Here is an 18,361-nt window from a genome sequence, read left to right on the forward strand (position 1 = left end):
TGCTGCAGTGCTGGACCGGCACCTGCACCACCTGCGGCCGACGCCTGCCCCGCAACAGAACCAGACTCAGAACCTAACGAAGCACTACTAGGGCGTGTCCGGCGGATCAGGGTCGGACACGCCCCGGTCCACCCCGTTCTCCTGCGCCACCAGCGCGTCGAACAGCGGCCAGCCGTCGATCTCGCGTACGCCGGGAGTGGTGGGGAGGAGGCCGCGAGCCGTGGCCTCGTCCACGAAACGGCGTACCACCCCGGGCTTGTTGAGGTTGAGGTAGCCGTCTTTGGTGTCCGCGACCTGGCCCTGGCCCATCGTCCCGCCCTGCGTCACCCGGCCCGGGCCCTCCTGGAACACCAGGCGCAGGAGGCCGTGCGGGATGTCGGCGCGCCGCAGCGTGAGCAGTTCCCGACAGGGCGGATGGAGATGCCCGACCGTCCAGACCCAGACCGCGTCGTCCACCACCAGTCGGCGCGGTGCGCGTTTTCGTCGCATCGGCCCACAGTAGTTCGGGAACCCGGTGGTTCGGGAAGCCGATTGTTCGGGAACCCGGTGGACGCGGGCGCCGGGTTCCTTCATAGGCTGGCCGCATGTCCGACGAGTCTCCCCTGATCCGTAGTCTGCGCGCCGCGGTCGCCGCCGCGCCCGAAGACGTGCCCCTGCGGCTCCACTTCGCCGAACTGCTCCTCGCCGAGGGCCGCGGGGACGAGGCCGTCACCGAGGCTGCCGTCGCGCTCCAGCGCGCGCCGGGTGACGAGGCGGCACGTGCGCTGATGGTCCGCGCGATGGGACTGCCCGCCGTCGCCCCGGCAGCCCCCACATCGGCCGCCGAAGCCCCCGCGGCCCCCGAAGCCGCCTCGGCGCCCGCGGCCCGCACAGCCCCCGCGGACCCGGCAGCCCCCGTGACCCCCACCCAGCCCTCCGGCTTCGACTGGGACAAGGCCGAGCAGGAGGTCGGGGACCTCGTCGGGCCCCGGTTCGTCGAGAGCGGCACCGGTGGTGATCTGGAGCAGCCGCTGACGGCCGACGGCAGCGGCGACCCCGGGGACGCCTCCGCCTGGGACATCGACGCCCCCGGCTCCGTACGCCTTGCCGACGTCGGCGGGATGCGGGAGGTCAAGGACCGCCTGGAGGCCGCCTTCCTCGCCCCCATGCGCAACCCCGAACTCCGCAAGCTGTACGGCAAGTCACTCCGCGGCGGCCTGCTGCTCTACGGTCCGCCCGGCTGCGGCAAGACGTTCATCGCCCGCGCCGTCGCCGGTGAGCTGGGCGCGAGCTTCATGTCGATCTCGCTCTCGGACATCCTGGACATGTACATCGGCTCGTCCGAGAAGAACGTCCACGACATCTTCGAGACCGCCCGCGCCCAGGCCCCCTGCGTCGTCTTCCTCGACGAGCTCGACGCCCTCGGCGCCAAGCGCTCCCGTACCCACCACAGCGGACTGCGCAACGTCGTCAACCAGCTCCTCACCGAGCTCGACGGCATCGACGGGGCCGAGAACGAAGGCGTCTTCGTGCTCGCCGCCACCAACGTCCCCTGGGACGTGGACCTCGCGCTGCGCCGCCCCGGCCGCCTCGACCGCACCCTGCTCGTGCTGCCGCCCGACGCCCCCGCCCGCGAGGCGATCCTCCGCTACCACCTGCGCGAGCGCCCCATCGAATCGGTCGACCTCGGCAAACTCGTCAAGGCCACCGAGGACTTCTCCGGCGCCGACCTCGCCCATCTCTGCGAGACGGCCGCCGAGTCCGCGCTCCTCGACTCCGCCCGCACCGGCACCGTGCGCCTGATCAACATGAAGGACCTGCTGGGCGCGGCGAAGCAGATCAAGCCGTCCAGCGAGTCGTGGTTCGCCTCCGCCCGCAACGTGGCGATGTTCGCCAACGACGGCGGCATGTACGACGACCTGGTCGCCTACCTCAAGAAGAAGCGGAAGCTGTGAGCCCCCATCCGCAGGTCCAACGGGCCAGCCTGCTCTACGAGATGGCGCGGGACGAGGAGGCCTACGAGCTGATCGGCCGCCGCCTCGCCGAGGACCCCGACGACCACCACGCGTGGTCCGTGCTGGGCCAGTGCCTGATCGGCCTCGGGCGGCCCTCAGAGGCCCTCGCCGCCGCCGTCGAGTCGCTCCGGCTCGAACCCCTGTACCTCGAGGCCCACTTCGTACGCGGCGTGGCGCTGCGCCATCTCGGGCGGCTGAAGGACGCCGAGACGGCCCAGCGTGAGGCGATCCGGATCGACCCGTACGCCTGGGGTCCGCGTCGGCACCTCGCCGAACTGCTCCTCGAACTGGTCCCGGAACGACCGGAGGAGGCACTGGAACAGGCCCACGCGGCGGTGCGGATCGGGCCGGACGTGACCTACACATGGCAGACCATGTACAAGGTCGCCTCGTTCCACGAGCGGACCGAGCTGGCCGACGAGGCCGTCCGGGAACTCATCCGAATCGACCCCACGCACTCCCTCGCCGTCACCGTGAGCACCGAGCGCGAGGCCGCGAGACCCGGCACGTCCGCCGCCGAGGCCGCCGACATGTACGCGAGCGGACTCGCCGCGGCCCCCGACTCCGACGCCCTGCGCACGAACCTCGACAAGGCCGTCTACCGGATGCTGCGCGGCACCCGCTGGCTCGCCCTGCTCTGCCTGGTGATGGCGGGCGTCACCCTCGACGTCTTCCCCACCGACGGCGAGGAGCCGAAGGACCTCCCGATCCACCTCGGCACCCGGCTCTGGGCACTCGCGCTGATGGCGGCCGTGTGGGGCTTCGGCGCCCTGCGCCGCTATCTGCGGATGCGCACCGGCGCGAAGCTGACGGTACGCGACCTCGTACGGCGGCTGTTCTGGCCCCGCGTGGTCCTCGGGCAGGCCGTCCTCGCCACGCTCTGCGCCCTGCTGATCGTCCTCGTGCCGTGGACCGACCGGACGGTCCCCCAGGTCCTGTTCTGGCTCGGACTCGTACCGAACCTGCTCAGCATCACCCACGACCGGAACAACGTCTGATGAGCCAACCCCTGGACAGGGCCGACGCGCTCTTCGACGTCGGTCGGTACGAGCAGGCGGCCGCCCTCGTCGCCCAGCACCTGGCCACCGACCCGCAGGACGCCGCCGCGCTGGTCCTGCTGGCCCGCTGCAGGCACCGCCTGGGCCGCGAGCAGGAGGCGTTCGACGCCGTCGAAGAGGCCCTGCGCGCCGAACCCGACTCGCTGCCGGCCTGGCTGATGCGTACACACATCCTGCTCGCGCTGAAGAGGTACGAGGAGGCGGAGCGGGCCGCCCGGCACTCCGTCGAACTCGCCCCGCAGTACTGGGGAAGCCACTACGCCCTCGGCACCGTCCTCGACCGGTCCGTCCGCACCGAGCGCCGGCGCGAGGCGTACGAAGCGGCCCGGACCGCCGTCGCTCTCGCCCCGGAGGAGAGCGACGCGCACTTCCTCGTCGGGCTCACCGCGCAGCGCACCGGCAACCACGACATCGCCAAGCAGGCTTACGAGACGGCGCTGCGACTCGACCCGCAGAGCAGCGAGGCCCACAACAACCTCTCCCTGCTGCATCTGCGCCGCCGCTGGCTGAGGCCCGGGTCCTGGACGAAGGCCGCCGAGGGCTTCGTCGAGTCGGCCGCCCTCGACATGAACGACCGGCAGGCCCGCTACAACCTGGAGACCATGGCCTGGGGCACCGCCGCCGGAGCCCGCTGGGTGGCCCTGCTCGGCTTCGTCGCCGCCGCCATCGGCTCGGCGTCGCTGCGGACCGGCTCGTCGGGCGCAGAGGCCTTCGTCCCGTACGCGATCGGCGCGGTCGTCCTCGTCGGCCACTGGGCCGGCTGGGCGGTGTGGATCACCCGGCGCGTACCGCAGCGGCTGCGCCGCCCCCTGCTCCTCGTGGCACGCAACTGCCGGCCCGTGCTGGCCATGGCGCTCGCCGTCGGACTGCTCGGCCTGCACTCGCTGGTCTCGATGGCGCTGTGGACGCTGGACGCGTCCGTCGTCGGGGCGCTCGGCTATCCGCTGTTCTGGATCGTGATCATCACCTACTGGGTCAGCCGCTCCGCCCTGCAGCGCCGCGCCCCCACGGCCGAGCGCGGCCGGTGACACGGCCGATACGATGCCCGGGTGACTGATCACCAAGGCGAGGAGGCCCGGGCCATGGCCGGAGAGCCGCAGAGCGACTGCCTGTTCTGCAAGATCGCGGACGGGGAGGTCCCGGCCACGATCGTGCGCGAGACGGAGACGACCGTCGCCTTCCGGGACATCAACCCGCAGGCACCCACGCACGTGCTCGTCATCCCGCGCGTCCACTACCCCGACGCCGCCACGCTCGCCACCGCGGCGCCGACCATCGCCGCCGACGTGCTGCGCGAGGCCGGCGAGATCGCCGCGCAGGAGAAGGTCGACGGCAGCGGCTTCCGGATCGTCTTCAACACCGGGGCCGGCGCGGGCCAGACCGTCTTCCACGCCCACGCGCACGTCCTCGGCGGCCGCGGTCTCAACTGGCCCCCCGGATAAGACGTGTCCCTACGTGAACTCGTCGTGCTCGGGACCGCCAGCCAGGTCCCGACCCGGCACCGCAACCACAACGGCTATCTGCTGCGCTGGGACGGACAGGGCGTCCTCTTCGACCCGGGCGAGGGCACTCAGCGCCAGATGTTGCGCGCCGGGGTGGCCGCCCACGACATCGACCGGATCTGCATCACGCACTTCCACGGAGACCACTCCCTGGGCCTGGCGGGTGTGATCCAGCGGATCAACCTCGACCAGGTCCCGCACCCGGTCACCGCGCACTACCCGGCGAGCGGGCAGCGCTTCTTCGAGCGACTGCGGTACGCGACGGCCTACCGCGAGACGGTGAAGCTGACGGAGGCCCCGGTGGCCGTCGACGGCATCCTCGCCGCCACCGAGGCGTACACCCTCGACGCGTACAAGCTCTCGCACCCGGTGGAGTCGTACGGCTACCGGCTCACCGAGCCCGACGGGCGCCGCATCCTGCCCGAACGGCTCGCCGCGCACGGCATCAAGGGTCCGGACGTCGGCCTGATCCAGCGCGAGGGCGTCCTGAACGGCGTGACGCTGGAGGAGGTCAGCGAGGTCCGGCGCGGGCAGCGGTTCGCGTTCGTCATGGACACCCGGCTCTGCGACGGTGTGCATGCGCTCGCCGAGGGCGCCGACATGCTCGTCATCGAGTCGACCTTCCTCGACGAGGACGTCCGGCTCGCCGCCGACCACGGCCATCTGACGGCCGGACAGGCCGCCGCCGTCGCCCGCGACGCGGGGGTGCGGCACCTGGTCCTGACCCACTTCTCGCAGCGGTACAGCGATCCCGCGGAGTTCGAACGACAGGCGCGGGCGGCCGGGTTCGACGGCGAGCTGAGCATTGCCCAGGACCTCATGAGGGTCCCCCTACCGAAAAGATAGATCCATGCCCCTCCCCAAGGCCGAACTCCACCTCCACATCGAAGGCACCCTCGAACCCGAGCTGGCGTTCGCGCTCGCCGCCCGAAACGGCGTGACCCTGCCGTACGCGGACACCGAGGAGCTGCGCAAGGCGTACCTCTTCAGCGATCTGCAGTCGTTCCTGGACCTGTACTACGGGCTGATGGCCGTCCTGCACACCGCCGACGACTTCACCGAGCTCGCCGACGCGTACCTGGCGCGCGCGGCGGCGCAGGGCGTGCGGCACGCGGAGATCTTCTTCGACCCGCAGGCGCACACGGCCCGCGGGATCCCCATCGGGACGGTGATCGAGGGGCTGGCCCGCGCCCTCGACCGGGCCGAGCAGCGGCACGGCGTCTCGACGCGGCTGATCATGTGCTTCCTGCGTGACGAGTCCGCCGAGTCGGCGATGGCGACGCTGGAGGCCGCGAAGCCGTATCTGCACCGGATCACCGGTGTCGGCCTGGACTCGGCGGAGGTCGGCCACCCGCCGTCGAAGTTCCGCGAGGTGTACGCGGCGGCGGAGGCGCTCGGTCTGCGCAAGGTCGCCCACGCGGGCGAGGAGGGCCCGCCGGCGTACATCCGTGAGGCCCTGGACGTCCTCGGCGTGGAGCGGGTCGACCACGGGCTGCGCTGCATGGAGGACCCCGAGCTGGTGTCACGTCTCGTGCGCGAGCGGGTACCGCTCACGCTCTGCCCGCTGTCGAACGTCCGCCTGCGGGCGATCGACGTCCTGGAGGACCACCCGCTGGCGTCGATGCTGGCCGCCGGGCTCATGGCGACGGTCAACTCCGACGACCCGGCGTACTTCGGCGGCTACGTGGGCGACACGTTCGACGCGGTGCGGGGTGCGCTGGGGCTGGACCGGGAGCAGCTCCGGACGCTGGCCCGCAACTCCTTCGAGGCGTCGTTCCTCGACGACGAAGAGGAGCGGCGGGCTCGGTACCTCGCCGAGGTGGAGGCGTACGACTTCGACGGGGAGTAGGGGGCGGGGCAGGGAAAGGAACGCGCCGTCAGCCGCGGTCGCTCGGGCGGGCCAGGCGGAAGGCTCGGCGGTCGGCGCGGCGGCGCGCGCGGAGCGGGATCTCGGTGACCTCCTGCTCCGGGGCTCCCATCTGCGGGACCAGACCCGTCGCGGCGGTCGTCGTACCCGCGAGCACCGCGGCCGGGGCGCCGCCGCGGCGCCGGACGGAGCCGGGGACCAGCGGGCGGCCCGAGGTGTGCAGGGCGACCGCGGTCATCGGGCCCGCGACCAGCAGGAGCAGGGCGCAGAGCGCCACGCCCATGCCCGGGTACCCCGCCTGCTCCGACAGGACGCTGCCGACGACCGGGCCGCAGGCCACGCCCAGGGAGGACGCCGAGCCGACGAGAACGGCCCAGCGGCCGCGCGGGTCCAGGGAGGCGGCGAGGCCCAGCAGATAGGACAGGACGACCGGGTAGAAGAGGTTCCAGAGGATCTCGCCCGTCGCGAAGGCGGGCAGGCTCCCGGCGCTCGAACTGACCAGGACGCAACCGGCGATGATCGCCGTACCGGCCCCGATCGGGACCGCGCGGCCCAGCCGCGAGCCGAGCGCCCCGGCCGCCGTGACGCCCGCGAGTCCGGCACCCAGCGCCACGGCGAAGATCGCGCCGACGGTGACCTCGCCGAGTCCGGCCTGGGTGATGCCGATCCGGCCGCTCACGCCCCAGAGGGCGTTCTGCGCCATGGACCAGAGCAGGATCGCGGCGGCGAGGACGAGGCCGGAACGCCGGTGGGGGAGCGGCGAGCCCTTGCCCGGCGTCTCGACGCGGTGGTCGGTCCTGCTCGGCGCCTCGACGTGCCGATCGGCCCAGCTCGGCGTCTCCGCGGGGCGGTCGTCCCTGCTCAGCGTCTCCGTGTGGCGGCTGGCCTTACCTGCCGTCCCCGAAGACTGCCCCGCCCCTCCGGTCCCGCCCGCCAAGCCGCCCGTCAGGGGCCACACCAGTGCCGCCGCCAGTGCGATCGACGCGAACGGCAGCGCGTGGCCGCCGCCGAGGTTGGGGAGGGTGAGGTAGAGCGCGCCGGCCGTGGCCGAGACCGAGAGCAGGCCCAGCGTCGAGGCCCGGTGCGGGTCCTGCTGCGCCGCGATGCCCGCCGCGGCCACCGCCAGCGTCGTACCCGAGCCGAATCCGCCCACCACCGCGCCGCCGATCACCAGCGGAACGCTCGCGGTGAGCGCCGCCGCGCCGTAGCCGACGCACATGGCGAGCAGCCCGGCCCGTGCCGCCCGGCGCGGCCCGAACCGCTCCACGCGCGCGGCCAGGGTGAAGCCGGCCGCGGCGGAGGCGAGGAGGAGAACCGATCCCACCAGGCCCGCCTGGGCCGGGGTGAGACCGAGTCCGGCGGAGAGCCGGCCGACGACGGTCGGAAGCAGGTACGGGGCGAGATAACCGGCCGTGAACAGGACGACGAGGGGCCCCAGGGCACGCGGGCGCGACAACATGGGCGTTCCAGGGAACAAAGGAGAGGGGGGGAGGAGCGCCCGGTGTTGCACGGGATCGCGGGACATATGTATCAAGCAACCGAGGGCCCGGAGAAGCCCGGACAGGCCGAAATCCGCCCCTTCTTCCTGTGATGTGGGTCACTATGGGTTTGGGGTCGGATTCCCCGGGTAGATGCGCCCGCTTTCCTGACTGCGTCACCCCCGCCACCCGACCCCCATCAGGCACACTGACCTGATCCGCACCACGTTCGGGGAGGTCGCCGTGACCACAGCAAGGGGAGACCAGCAACGCGACGTCGGGGTCGACCCGTTGGTGTGCCTGCGCGAGCCCACCGACCCGCAATGCGACGTCTTCCTCACCGGCACGGTGTTCCTCGACATCATCTTCACCGGCCTCGACAGCGCCCCCGTCCGCGGCACCGAGTCGTGGGCCCGCGGCATGGGCTCCAGCCCCGGCGGCGTCGCCAACATGGCCACCGCCCTCGCCCGCCTCGGCCTGCGCACCTCGCTCGCCGCCGCCTTCGGCGACGACCACTACGGCGAGTACTGCTGGGACGCCCTGGAGCAGGGCGAGGGCATCGATCTCTCGCTCTCCCGGACCGTGCCCGGCTGGCACTCCCCGGTCACCGTCTCCATGGCGTACGAGGGCGAACGCACGATGGTCTCCCACGGACACGAGGCCCCGCCCCTGGACGGCGCCCTGCCCGCCTACCCGCCGCATGCCCGCGCCGCGGTCGCCTCGCTCGTCCCCGGGCGCGGCGAGGAGTGGGTCGCGCAGGCCGCACGCGGCGGCGCGAAGGTCTTCGCCGACGTCGGCTGGGACGACACCGGCCGCTGGGACCTGAACGGCCTGGGCGACCTGGAGCACTGCGAGGCGTTCCTGCCCAACGCGCAGGAGGCGATGCGGTACACCCGCACCGACTGCCCCCGGGCCGCCGCCCGCGCGCTCGCGGACAAGGTCCGTTACGCGGTGGTCACCCTGGGTGCGGAGGGTGCCTACGCGGTCGACGGGGCCACCGGAGAGACCGCCGAGGTGCCGGCCATCGAGGTCTCCGCCCTCGACCCGACCGGCGCCGGCGACGTCTTCGTGGCCGGTTTCGTCACCGGGACGCTCGCGGGCTGGCCGCTCGCCGACCGGCTGGCCTTCGCCGGGCTCATCGCGGCGCTGTCGGTGCAGGAGTTCGGCGGCTCGCTCTCCGCGCCCGGCTGGGGCGAGGTCGCCGCCTGGTGGGAGCACGTCCAGGAACACGTCTGCCAGGACCCGGAGGCCCTGCGCGGCCGCTACGCCTTCCTGGAACCCCTCCTCCCCGCGGGCTCCCGTCCCTGGCCGCTGCGCCGGGCGGTGCCGACCATCGGGTTCCGGGCAGCGCACTCGTAAAAGCCTTCGGCCTTGTCAGTGACAAGTCGTAGGCTTGTAGCCCAGAGGTTGTCGAGCAGCGAGAACCCTGCAACGGGAGGTATGTGCAGGCCACAGTGCCGGCCCATGACTCAGACACCCACAGCCCCCAATGGTGCGCCGGGCGAGACCCGCGCCCACTTCACCGTCCCCGCCAAGCATCCGATGGTGACCGTTCTCGGCTCCGGTGACGCCCTCCTGCGCGTGATCGAGAAGGCGTTCCCGAAGGCCGACATCCATGTCCGGGGCAACCAGGTCAGCGCGGTGGGCGAGGCGGCGGAAGTCGCTCTGATCCAGCGCCTGTTCGACGAGATGATGCTGGTGCTCCGCACCGGACAGCCGATGACGGAGGACGCAGTGGAACGCTCGATCGCCATGCTCAGGGCGAGCGAGAACGGCAAGGCGGAGGCAGGCCAGGAGACCCCGGCCGAGGTGCTCACCCAGAACATCCTCTCCAGCCGCGGCCGCACCATCCGCCCCAAGACCCTCAACCAGAAGCGGTACGTCGACGCGATCGACAAGCACACGATCGTCTTCGGCATCGGCCCCGCGGGCACCGGCAAGACGTATCTGGCCATGGCCAAGGCGGTCCAGGCCCTGCAGTCCAAGCAGGTCACCAGGATCATCCTGACCCGGCCCGCCGTCGAGGCGGGCGAGCGGCTCGGCTTCCTGCCCGGCACGCTCTACGAGAAGATCGACCCGTATCTGCGGCCGCTGTACGACGCGCTGCACGACATGCTCGATCCCGACTCGATCCCGAAGCTGATGGCCTCGGGCACGATCGAGGTCGCGCCGCTGGCCTACATGCGAGGACGGACGCTCAACGACGCGTTCATCATCCTCGACGAGGCGCAGAACACGAACCCCGAGCAGATGAAGATGTTCCTCACCCGCCTCGGCTTCGAATCGAAGATCGTCATCACCGGTGACATCACCCAGGTCGACCTCCCCGGCGGTACGAAGAGCGGTCTGCGTCAGGTCCGGGACATCCTCGACGGAGTCCAGGACGTCCACTTCTCGATGCTCACGTCGCAGGATGTCGTCCGGCACAAGCTCGTCGGCCGTATCGTCGACGCGTACGAGCAGTACGACAGCCGCAACGGGAAGTAGCGCAGAAGCACCATGTCGATCGACGTCAACAACGAGTCCGGAACCGAGGTCGACGAGCAGGCGATCCTCGACATCGCCCGCTACGCCCTCGCGCGGATGCGCATCCACCCGCTCTCCGAGCTCTCGGTGATCGTCGTGGACGCGGAGGCGATGGAGCAGCTCCACATCCAGTGGATGGACCTGCCGGGCCCGACGGACGTCATGTCCTTCCCGATGGACGAGCTGCGCCCGCCGACGAAGGACGACGAGGAGCCCCCGCAGGGGCTCCTCGGCGACATCGTGCTCTGCCCCGAGGTCGCCACCCAGCAGGGCAAGGACGCGCCGACGCAGCACTCCATGGACGAGGAGCTCCAGCTCCTCACCGTTCACGGGGTGCTGCACCTGCTCGGCTACGACCACGAGGAGCCCGACGAGAAGGCCGAGATGTTCGGCCTCCAGGCGGCCATCGTCGACGGCTGGCGCGCGGAGAAGGGCCTCACCGGCCCGTCCCCCGCGCCGACCGTCTCCTGAGCCCCCGATGAACGCATCGCTGATTCTCGGCGCGGTCGGCCTGGTGATCGTCGCCTGGCTGGCCGCGTGTGCCGAGGCCGGTATCGCGCGCGTCTCCAGCTTCCGCGCCGACGAGGCCGTCCGGTCGGGGCGGCGCGGCGCCGAGAAGCTCGCGCAGGTCGCCTCCGACCCCACCCGCTACCTCAACGTGGCGCTGCTCGTGCGCGTCTCCTGCGAGATGGCGGCCGGGGTCCTCGTCACGTACGCCTGTCTGGAGGAGTTCTCCGAGACCTGGGAGGCGCTGCTCGTCGCCATCGCGGTGATGGTGCTGGTGTCGTACGTGGCCGTCGGCGTCTCGCCGCGCACCATCGGCCGGCAGCACCCGCTGAACACGGCGACCGCCTCCGCGTACGTCCTGCTGCCGCTGGCCCGGATCATGGGCCCGATCCCGCAGTTGCTGATCCTCATCGGCAACGCGCTCACCCCCGGCAAGGGCTTCCGCAAGGGCCCCTTCGCCTCGGAGGCCGAGCTGCGGGCGATGGTGGACCTCGCCGAGCAGGAGTCGCTGATCGAGGACGAGGAGCGCCGGATGGTGCACTCCGTCTTCGAGCTCGGCGACACGCTCGTACGGGAGGTCATGGTGCCCCGCACGGACCTGATCTGCATCGAGCGGTTCAAGACGGTCCGTCAGGCGCTCACGCTCGCACTGCGCTCCGGCTTCTCGCGGATCCCCGTCACGGGGGAGAACGAGGACGACATCGTCGGCATCGTGTATCTGAAGGACCTGGTCCGCAAGACGCACATCAACCGCGATGCCGAGGCCGACCTCGTCTCCACGGCGATGCGCGCCGCCGCCTTCGTGCCGGACACCAAGAACGCGGGCGATCTGCTGCGCGAGATGCAGCAGGAGCGCAACCACGTCGCCGTCGTCATCGACGAGTACGGCGGCACGGCCGGGATCGTCACGATCGAGGACATCCTGGAGGAGATCGTCGGCGAGATCACCGACGAGTACGACCGTGAGCTGCCGCCGGTCGAGGAGCTGGGCGACGACCGCTACCGCGTCACCGCCCGCCTCGACATCGGGGACCTCGGCGAGCTGTACGGCTTCGGCCCGGACGAGTACGACGACGAGGACGTGGAGACCGTCGGCGGACTCCTGGCCAAGGCGCTGGGCCGGGTGCCGATCGCGGGTGCGAAGGCGAAGGTGCAACTGCCGGACGGCCGCACGCTGCGGCTGACGGCCGAGTCCCCGGCAGGCCGGCGGAACAAGATCGTCACCGTACTCGTGGAACCGGAGGAGAAGCCGGAATGACCCCCGACCAGCTGCGTGCCTTCTGCCTGGACTTCAACGACGCGACGGAGGAGTTCCCCTTCGGGCCGGACACCTCCGTCTTCAAGGTCGCCGGGAAGATGTTCGCGCTGGCCTCGCTCGACGGCCGGCCGCTGAGCGTCAACCTCAAGTGCGAGCCGGAGGAGGCCGTACGGCTCCGCGAGGAGTATCCGGCCGTCGCCCCCGGCTATCACATGAACAAGCGCCACTGGAACACCGTGACGGTCGGCGGGCTCCCGGACCGGATGGTCCGGGAGCTCATCGAGGACTCCTACGACCTGGTGGTCGCGGGCCTGCCGAAGGCGGTACGGCTCCGCCTCGACCGGCCGTAGCCCCCTTGGTTCAGGACTGCCGCCGCAGTCCCAGGCCGATCAGCGCCGCCGTCACGAGCACGATCGCCGCGTCCAGGGCGAGGACCGTGCGGACTCCTCCGTACAGGTCCCCGCCTGTCGTGGCGAGCACCCCGAGCAGCGGGATCCCGACGGTGAGGCCGATCTGTTGGGTGGTGGTGACCAGGCCGGTCGCCAGGCCCTGCTCCTCGTCCGGGACGCCGGAGGTGACGGTCACCCCGTACGAGATGATCGCGCCCAGGTGGCATATGGACGCCAGCGAGACGCCGACCCCCGCGAGGATCGCGCCCGACTCCGTGCCGATGGCGAGCAGCGTCGCCACGAACAGTCCCTGCCCCGCGAGCGAGAGGACCAGGACGCGTCGCGCGCCGAACCGGCCGATCACCTTCGGGGCGATCGTCCCGGCGAACACGGACACGACGCCCTGCACACCGAAGACCAGGCCGGTGGCGAAGGCCGAGAGCCCCAGCGTCTCCTGCAGGTACAGGGTCAGCACGAAGATGACGGCGGACATCATCGAGAAGGTGATCAGACCGCCCAGGTTGCCGAACGCGATCGTGCGCCGGCGCAGCATCGGCAGCGAGACCAGCGGGGCGGCGTGCCTCGACTCGACGACCACGAACGCGCCGAGCAGCAGCACCCCGGCCACCAGCGTCACCAGGACGTCAGCGCCGCCGAAGCCGCGCTCGGCCGCCGTCGACAGGGCGTAGATCAGGGCGAGCAGACCGCCCGTCACGGTCACCGCGCCCGGCACGTCGAGCCGGGGCCGGTCGGGGGTGCGCGACTCGGGCAGCAGGCCCGGTGCCAGCGGCAGCACGATCAGCGTGAACAGGGCGAGCAGGCCCATCGTCGAGCGCCAGCCGAGGGTGTCGGTCATGACACCGCCGAGGACCATGCCGATCGTGAAGCCGAGCGAGAGCAGGGTGCCCGAGATGCCGAGCGCCCGGTCGCGCTGCGGGCCCTCCGGGAACGTGGTGGTCAGCAGGGACATGCCGGTCGGCACGATCGCCGCCGCGCCCAGGCCCTGCAGGGCGCGCCCGGCGAGGAACGAGGCGGGGTCCCAGGCGAAGGTGGCGAGCAGCGAGGCCGCGCCGAAGAGCGCGAGTCCCGCGAGGAACAGCTTCTTGCGCCCGTAGAGGTCGCCGATGCGGCCGAACAGGAGCAGGAACCCGCCGGACGGCAGGGCGAACGCGGTCACCGCCCACTGCAGCGCGGACGCGTCGAGACCGAGATCGGCGCCGAGCACGGGCAGCGCCACGTTCAGTACGGAGAAGTCCAGGGCGACCATGAACTGGGCGGCGCACAGCACGAAGAGGATGAGCCGGGAGCGGCCGGTCAGGGCCGGCTGGGTCGGGTTCGGGGGAGCGAGGGTCGTTGCCATGGCGACCACCCTCGGCGCGCGGGAACAACCGTGGGGAGCGGGAACTTATCCTGTTGGTCGCACCACCAGGCATCCCGGGGGAGAAGCACACGTGGCCACAGCGGTCGAGAGCACGGACGCCAAGGGGCACCGACTGGCCGAACTGCGCGAGTTCCTGATGAGCCGTCGGGCCCGGGTCACCCCGGCCGACGCCGGCCTGCCGGACGGCGGCGCCCGTCGCCGTACGCCCGGCCTGCGCCGTGAGGAGGTCGCCGTCCTCGCGGGCGTCGGGGTCTCCTGGTACCAATGGCTGGAGCAGGGCCGGGACATCACGGTCTCGCCGCAGGTGCTCGACTCGGTGGCGCGGGTGCTGCGGCTCAGCGGGGCGGAGCGGCGTCACCTGTACGTCCTCGCCGGACTCAACCCGCCCGCGCCGGAGGTCGATCCGGAGGCACGGGACATGTGCGCGGGGCTGCGCCGGCTGATCGACGCGTGGATGCCGTTCCCGGCGCACATCATGGACGCGTACTGGAACACGATCATGTACAACGAGTCGGCGGCCGTCGTCCTCGGGATGCGTCCCGAGATCTCGCAGAACTGCCTCGTCTCGTTCTTCACCGACCCGATCTACCGCTCCCGGTCGACCGACTGGCGGCGGCTCGCGCCGCAGGTCGTCGCCCAGTTCAGGGCCGCCTGCTCGGAGTGCCCCGACGACGAGGGGTTCCGTGCGGTGGTGGAGGAGGCGAAGGCGGCGAGCGAGGAGTTCGCCGAGCTGTGGGAGCGGCGGGACGTCTCCCCGGGCGGCCAGATCCGCAAGGAGATCGAGCACCCGCTCGTCGGCGTCCTGCACGTGGAGTCCACGCAGTTGCGGGTGCCGGCCCGCCCCGACCTGACGATCATCATGCACACCCCGCTGCCGCTGGGCGACACGGCCGCGAAGCTGGAGTGGCTGGTCTCCCCGGAGGGGCGGCGCGGGGCGATGTACCCGATCGCGGGCTGATCCGGGGGGCCCGTACACGGAAACGTCACACCCTCCCTATATCCTCCACGCGATCCGATCATCGCGATGCGGTGTACGGGACATTCCGCTCACCCTCGTACTCCCAAGGGGCACTTCCTCATGCGCACTCGCCTTCGTCACGGCCTCGCCGCGGCCCTCACCGTCTCCGCGCTCTCCCTCACCGCCGCGTGCGGCGGCGGTGCCTCGGACGATGCCGGCAAGGACAAGGCGGCCGACAAGCCGGCTGCCGAGCAGACCTCCTCCGCGCCGGCCGCGAAGCCGGCCACGCCGCTGACGGCCGCGCAGATGAAGGCCGCGGTCCTTGAGGTGAAGGACCTGCCGTCCGGCTGGAAGACCACCAAGCACGAGGAGACCTCGACGGTCTACAAGGTCGACAAGCCCGCGTGCGAGCCGCTCGCCCCCATGCTTGGTGGCGACATAGCCGACGCCACCAAGGGCGCGACCGGCGATTTCGCCGTGGGTAACAACGATTCCGAGATCGCCGAGGAGGTCGTGACCTTCGAAGGCGACGGCGCCGCGGACTACATCAAGAAGCTCGGCAGCGCCCTGGACGCCTGCCCCGACTTCACCGCAGAGGCCGAGGGCAACAAGATGAAGATGGCGGTGAAGAAGATCACCGCTCCGCAGGGTGCCGAGGAGGCGCTCGCCTTCCAGCTGTCGCTGGAGGTCGCGCCCGGCATGAAGATCGAGCCGAACCTCATCGTCGTCCGTCAGGGCACCGGTGTGATGCGGTTCCTGCACCTCGCCGACGCCGCCACCGCCAAGAAGGACTTCGACGCCCTCGCGAAGCTCGCCACCGACAAGTTCGTCAAGGGCGCGCAGAGCTGAGTCGGTGCCCCGACCTATGCTCGGGGCATGACACTCAACCCCGACCACGGCGACCTCGGCGCCGAGGACCTCAAGATCATCACGCTGGCGCGCAGCGCCCGCGCCCGCAACGGTGTGCCCGAGGGCGCGGCGGTACGGGACGAGACCGGCCGCACGTACGTGGCAGGGACCGTGGCCCTGGAGTCGCTCAAGCTGAGCGCGCTGCGGACCGCGGTCGCGATGGCCGTGGCCAGCGGAGCCCAGTCCCTGGAGGCCGCGGCCGTCGTCTCGACCGCCGACGCCGCCTCCGACGAGGACCGCGCGGCGGTGCGCGACCTCGGTGGGCCCGAGACCCCGGTGCTGCTCGCCGGCCCCGACGGGCAGCTGCGCGCGGCGGTCACGGCGGGCTGAGGTCCGACGGGAGATACGGAGGGGGTCCGGCGATACGCCGGGCCCTCTTTGTGTGTTTGTGAAGAATCAACGAACCCTCTCTTGTCTTCCCCGGTGCGTTGCGCGTCAATGACAGCGGTCCGTCCGACGGGCCGTCAGATCTACGCCTTCACGCAGCGTCCGCACCCCTGCGTGCTTCATCGGGAAGGGGTACGACCTCATGAGAGGCAGCAACTTAGGAATCGGTGCGGTCCTCGCGGGCGCGCTCGCCGTGACCGGACTCGCCTTCGCCCCGGCGGCGGCCGCCGTCACTCCGGGGACCGCCACGGCCACGTACGACTGCGGGATCTGGGGCGGCGGACTCGCCACCCTCCAGGCCACGCAGAGCGGCACCGCCGCGACGATCACCCTCACCTCGGCCGTCAAGACGCCGGTCGCGGTCGGCGCCGACACCATCAACGCCCAGCTGACGATGGCCAAGGGCGGTGGCGGCACCCGGGTCTTCAGCGGCCAGAAGAACCCGGCGCTCGCCGCGAACCAGTCCGTCACCATCGGTCCGCTCAGTGGGACCGTGGCCGTCGGTGACAGTCTCGACTCGTACTTCGCGGGCACCGCGCTCACCATGACGATCTTCGGGGTGACCGTGAACTGCGATGCGGTCACCTCGCAGTCGCCGGGGCCGTTCGTCTTCTGACGGGCCCCCGTCGCACCCTTCACCGGCGTCGCCTCAGGCGGCGCCGGTACCTGTGTTGCATACGCGTCTGACCAGGCAAAACATCGATCTTGACAGTATCTGATGGCCCATCAGTCGGTGCATTTCGATTCCATTGACTTCTCCTCACGCGCGGCCGTCAATGGCGCCCTCTCATCCCTCAGGAGGGGGCACACATGGCACTGAGAAACCCGACCCGAAGACGGCGTTGGACCGCCGCCCTCGGCGTCGCCGCGCTCGCGGTCGCAAGCGGCGCGCTGGCCGCTCCGGCCGGCGCACTGGCGGCCGCGTCCCAGGCGGTGGACTTCCCCACGCACTGCGTCCCGCCGCCGATCGCCGGTATCCCGCCCATCGACGGCACCACGACCGCCGAGATCACGGTGGACAAGCCCACGCCCAAGGTCGGCGACACGGTCACGGTCACCTACAAGGTCACCAAGCCGGCCGCGTCCAACCCGGTCGACCTGGCCCTCCCGGCCGACATCATGACCCCGAGCGGCAAGGTCGTCCTCGGCGGCGCCCAGTCCGGCGCGATCACCGTCACCGGGCCCAAGAAGAACGACCCGGTCCCCGGCAAGGGCGCGTTCCCGCCGTTCTCGATGACCGGCACGTTCACGGTCACCGCGCCCGGCTCGATCACCCTCTCGCCCGGCGACTACAACATCCACACCAGCTACATCATGGAGCTGGACACCCCCTGTACGGTCACCAACCCGCCCGCCCCCGTCTCCGAGACGATCACGGCGAGCGCGCAGCCGGGTGCCAACGAGCGCAACATCTCGCTCGGCACGCCCTCCGGCGCACCGGGCGTCCGGGTCACCGTGACCGGCGCCAAGTTCACCCCGCTCGCCGAGGTCACCGTCGTCGGCCGCTCCGGCGCGGCGGAGACCGCCGACCGGATGACCGTCACGACCGACAGCCAGGGCGGCTTCACCGCCCGTCTGATGGTCAACGACAAGGCGACCACCGGGGTCGTGGCGTACGAGGGGACGGCCTGGGACCCGGAGAAGGGCGCCGGACCGGCCGCGTACACCGTCATCGACGACACCCCGCAACCGCCGAACAGCCAGAAGCTCACGGCGGCCGTCACGGCGGGCGAACTGTCGATGACCCAGGCCGGTGACACGGTCCAGCTGTCGTCCGTCGACTTCGGACAGGGCGGTGCGGCGACCGGCGATCTGAAGACGGTGACGGTCAAGGACTTCCGCGGCGGCCCCGCGGGCTGGTCCCTGACCGGCAAGGTCACCGACTTCACCGGCCCCGGCGGCTCCATCGGCGCCGGAAAGCTCAGCTGGACCCCTGCCTGCACCACCAAGGCCGGCAGCCCCAGCACCTGCGTCCCCGGCTCGGCGGGCACGGTCGGCAGTGGCGGGGCGACCCTCGCCTCGACCCCGAACGGCACGGTCACCGGCGGTGAGTTCACCGTCGACGCCAAGGTCTCCCTCGACGTCCCGGCGTTCACCGCGCCCGGCTCGTACGCGGGCGTCCTGACGCTCACGCTCAGCTGATCCAC

General features: G+C 71.5%; 19 protein-coding genes. 16 read left to right on the forward strand and 3 right to left on the reverse strand.

The genetic code is table 11. The annotated features are described in order from the left end of the window. Nucleotides 1–87: 87 nt before the first annotated feature. Nucleotides 88–489, reverse strand: a complete 402-nt coding sequence (locus ACFVZW_RS13520; protein ID WP_384520470.1) for a hypothetical protein — start codon at nt 487–489, stop codon at nt 88–90. A gap of 95 nt (nt 490–584) precedes the next feature. Here ACFVZW_RS13520 and ACFVZW_RS13525 point away from each other — a divergent pair, with 95 nt between their 5' ends. From ACFVZW_RS13525 to ACFVZW_RS13550, 6 genes are read left to right on the forward strand one after another with little or no spacing between them, the layout of a single operon-like run. Then, nucleotides 585–1,934 carry a tetratricopeptide repeat protein gene (locus ACFVZW_RS13525; RefSeq protein WP_384520471.1) on the forward strand — a complete coding sequence of 450 codons (1,350 nt, stop codon included), beginning with the start codon at nt 585–587 and terminating at the stop codon, nt 1,932–1,934. After that, complete coding sequence (locus ACFVZW_RS13530; protein WP_384520473.1) at nt 1,931–2,992, forward strand: tetratricopeptide repeat protein; 1,062 nt, start codon at nt 1,931–1,933, stop codon at nt 2,990–2,992. The genes ACFVZW_RS13525 and ACFVZW_RS13530 overlap by 4 nt, the downstream gene beginning before the upstream one ends. Beyond that, nucleotides 2,992–4,080 (forward strand): tetratricopeptide repeat protein, encoded by a 1,089-nt coding sequence (locus tag ACFVZW_RS13535; RefSeq protein ID WP_384520475.1) that lies wholly within the window; start codon nt 2,992–2,994, stop codon nt 4,078–4,080. Before ACFVZW_RS13530 ends, ACFVZW_RS13535 begins: the two co-directional genes overlap by 1 nt. 54 nt (nt 4,081–4,134) lie before the next feature. After that, nucleotides 4,135–4,494 carry a histidine triad nucleotide-binding protein gene (locus ACFVZW_RS13540; RefSeq protein ID WP_376433733.1) on the forward strand — a complete coding sequence of 120 codons (360 nt, stop codon included), beginning with the start codon at nt 4,135–4,137 and terminating at the stop codon, nt 4,492–4,494. A gap of 3 nt (nt 4,495–4,497) precedes the next feature. After that, entirely contained in the window at nt 4,498–5,400 is a 903-nt protein-coding gene (locus ACFVZW_RS13545) for a ribonuclease Z (RefSeq protein ID WP_384520477.1), read from the forward strand. 4 nt (nt 5,401–5,404) lie between these two features. Beyond that, complete coding sequence (locus tag ACFVZW_RS13550; RefSeq protein WP_384520479.1) at nt 5,405–6,403, forward strand: adenosine deaminase; 999 nt, start codon at nt 5,405–5,407, stop codon at nt 6,401–6,403. A gap of 28 nt (nt 6,404–6,431) precedes the next feature. On the opposite strand, the gene ACFVZW_RS13555 is transcribed toward ACFVZW_RS13550, so the two are convergent. Further along, the gene (locus ACFVZW_RS13555) at nt 6,432–7,880 is read right to left on the reverse strand and encodes an MFS transporter (protein WP_384520481.1); all 1,449 of its coding nucleotides are present in this window, start codon (nt 7,878–7,880) and stop codon (nt 6,432–6,434) included. 262 nt (nt 7,881–8,142) lie between these two features. On the opposite strand from ACFVZW_RS13555, the gene ACFVZW_RS13560 reads away from it, so the two are divergent. The 5 genes from ACFVZW_RS13560 (at nt 8,143) to ACFVZW_RS13580 (ending at nt 12,540) form a co-directional block, all read left to right on the forward strand. After that, nucleotides 8,143–9,258, forward strand: a complete 1,116-nt coding sequence (locus ACFVZW_RS13560; RefSeq protein ID WP_384520482.1) for a carbohydrate kinase family protein — start codon at nt 8,143–8,145, stop codon at nt 9,256–9,258. Nucleotides 9,259–9,363: 105 nt separating this feature from the next. Then, nucleotides 9,364–10,386 (forward strand): PhoH family protein, encoded by a 1,023-nt coding sequence (locus tag ACFVZW_RS13565; protein WP_376433743.1) that lies wholly within the window; start codon nt 9,364–9,366, stop codon nt 10,384–10,386. A 12-nt stretch (nt 10,387–10,398) separates the two neighbouring features. Continuing rightward, complete coding sequence (ybeY, locus tag ACFVZW_RS13570; RefSeq protein WP_352187910.1) at nt 10,399–10,896, forward strand: rRNA maturation RNase YbeY; 498 nt, start codon at nt 10,399–10,401, stop codon at nt 10,894–10,896. Between the two features lie 7 nt (nt 10,897–10,903). Next, a complete protein-coding gene (locus ACFVZW_RS13575) occupies nt 10,904–12,190 on the forward strand; it encodes a hemolysin family protein (protein ID WP_384520485.1) in 1,287 nt (428 codons plus the stop codon). Next, complete coding sequence (locus ACFVZW_RS13580; RefSeq protein ID WP_384520487.1) at nt 12,187–12,540, forward strand: MmcQ/YjbR family DNA-binding protein; 354 nt, start codon at nt 12,187–12,189, stop codon at nt 12,538–12,540. The genes ACFVZW_RS13575 and ACFVZW_RS13580 overlap by 4 nt, the downstream gene beginning before the upstream one ends. Nucleotides 12,541–12,550: 10 nt before the next feature. Here ACFVZW_RS13580 and ACFVZW_RS13585 read toward each other — a convergent pair whose 3' ends face one another. Next, nucleotides 12,551–13,939: an MFS transporter gene (locus ACFVZW_RS13585; RefSeq protein ID WP_384520488.1), complete on the reverse strand. Its 1,389-nt coding sequence runs from the start codon at nt 13,937–13,939 to the stop codon at nt 12,551–12,553. A 91-nt stretch (nt 13,940–14,030) separates the two neighbouring features. Here ACFVZW_RS13585 and ACFVZW_RS13590 point away from each other — a divergent pair, with 91 nt between their 5' ends. From ACFVZW_RS13590 to ACFVZW_RS13610, 5 genes are all read left to right on the forward strand, one after another. Then, nucleotides 14,031–14,918, forward strand: coding sequence for a helix-turn-helix transcriptional regulator (locus ACFVZW_RS13590; RefSeq protein WP_384520490.1), 888 nt, complete (start codon nt 14,031–14,033; stop codon nt 14,916–14,918). A 120-nt stretch (nt 14,919–15,038) separates the two neighbouring features. Then, a complete protein-coding gene (locus tag ACFVZW_RS13595) occupies nt 15,039–15,767 on the forward strand; it encodes a hypothetical protein (RefSeq protein ID WP_384520492.1) in 729 nt (242 codons plus the stop codon). 27 nt (nt 15,768–15,794) lie between these two features. Beyond that, the gene (locus ACFVZW_RS13600; protein ID WP_329120733.1) at nt 15,795–16,157 is read left to right on the forward strand and encodes a cytidine deaminase; all 363 of its coding nucleotides are present in this window, start codon (nt 15,795–15,797) and stop codon (nt 16,155–16,157) included. Nucleotides 16,158–16,356: 199 nt separating this feature from the next. Further along, a complete protein-coding gene (locus ACFVZW_RS13605) occupies nt 16,357–16,830 on the forward strand; it encodes a hypothetical protein (RefSeq protein ID WP_384520494.1) in 474 nt (157 codons plus the stop codon). A gap of 194 nt (nt 16,831–17,024) precedes the next feature. Beyond that, nucleotides 17,025–18,356: a beta-xylosidase gene (locus ACFVZW_RS13610; protein ID WP_384520495.1), complete on the forward strand. Its 1,332-nt coding sequence runs from the start codon at nt 17,025–17,027 to the stop codon at nt 18,354–18,356. Nucleotides 18,357–18,361 lie beyond the last annotated feature (5 nt).

The sequence above is a fragment of the Streptomyces sp. NPDC059567 genome (assembly GCF_042735655.1).
Lineage (GTDB): Bacteria > Actinomycetota > Actinomycetes > Streptomycetales > Streptomycetaceae > Streptomyces.

Bases quoted from the DNA above. Each gene is read 5' to 3' on its own strand.
- ACFVZW_RS13520 (WP_384520470.1), bottom strand. From the start codon at position 489: ATGCGACGAAAACGCGCACCGCGCCGACTGGTGGTGGACGACGCGGTC.
- ACFVZW_RS13525 (WP_384520471.1), top strand. From the start codon at position 585: ATGTCCGACGAGTCTCCCCTGATCCGTAGTCTGCGCGCCGCGGTCGCC.
- ACFVZW_RS13535 (WP_384520475.1), top strand. From the start codon at position 2,992: ATGAGCCAACCCCTGGACAGGGCCGACGCGCTCTTCGACGTCGGTCGG.
- ACFVZW_RS13540 (WP_376433733.1), top strand. From the start codon at position 4,135: ATGGCCGGAGAGCCGCAGAGCGACTGCCTGTTCTGCAAGATCGCGGAC.
- ACFVZW_RS13550 (WP_384520479.1), top strand. From the start codon at position 5,405: ATGCCCCTCCCCAAGGCCGAACTCCACCTCCACATCGAAGGCACCCTC.
- ACFVZW_RS13555 (WP_384520481.1), bottom strand. From the start codon at position 7,880: ATGTTGTCGCGCCCGCGTGCCCTGGGGCCCCTCGTCGTCCTGTTCACG.
- ACFVZW_RS13565 (WP_376433743.1), top strand. From the start codon at position 9,364: ATGACTCAGACACCCACAGCCCCCAATGGTGCGCCGGGCGAGACCCGC.
- ybeY (WP_352187910.1), top strand. From the start codon at position 10,399: ATGTCGATCGACGTCAACAACGAGTCCGGAACCGAGGTCGACGAGCAG.
- ACFVZW_RS13575 (WP_384520485.1), top strand. From the start codon at position 10,904: ATGAACGCATCGCTGATTCTCGGCGCGGTCGGCCTGGTGATCGTCGCC.
- ACFVZW_RS13580 (WP_384520487.1), top strand. From the start codon at position 12,187: ATGACCCCCGACCAGCTGCGTGCCTTCTGCCTGGACTTCAACGACGCG.
- ACFVZW_RS13585 (WP_384520488.1), bottom strand. From the start codon at position 13,939: ATGGCAACGACCCTCGCTCCCCCGAACCCGACCCAGCCGGCCCTGACC.
- ACFVZW_RS13595 (WP_384520492.1), top strand. From the start codon at position 15,039: ATGCGCACTCGCCTTCGTCACGGCCTCGCCGCGGCCCTCACCGTCTCC.
- ACFVZW_RS13600 (WP_329120733.1), top strand. From the start codon at position 15,795: ATGACACTCAACCCCGACCACGGCGACCTCGGCGCCGAGGACCTCAAG.
- ACFVZW_RS13605 (WP_384520494.1), top strand. From the start codon at position 16,357: ATGAGAGGCAGCAACTTAGGAATCGGTGCGGTCCTCGCGGGCGCGCTC.
- ACFVZW_RS13610 (WP_384520495.1), top strand. From the start codon at position 17,025: ATGGCACTGAGAAACCCGACCCGAAGACGGCGTTGGACCGCCGCCCTC.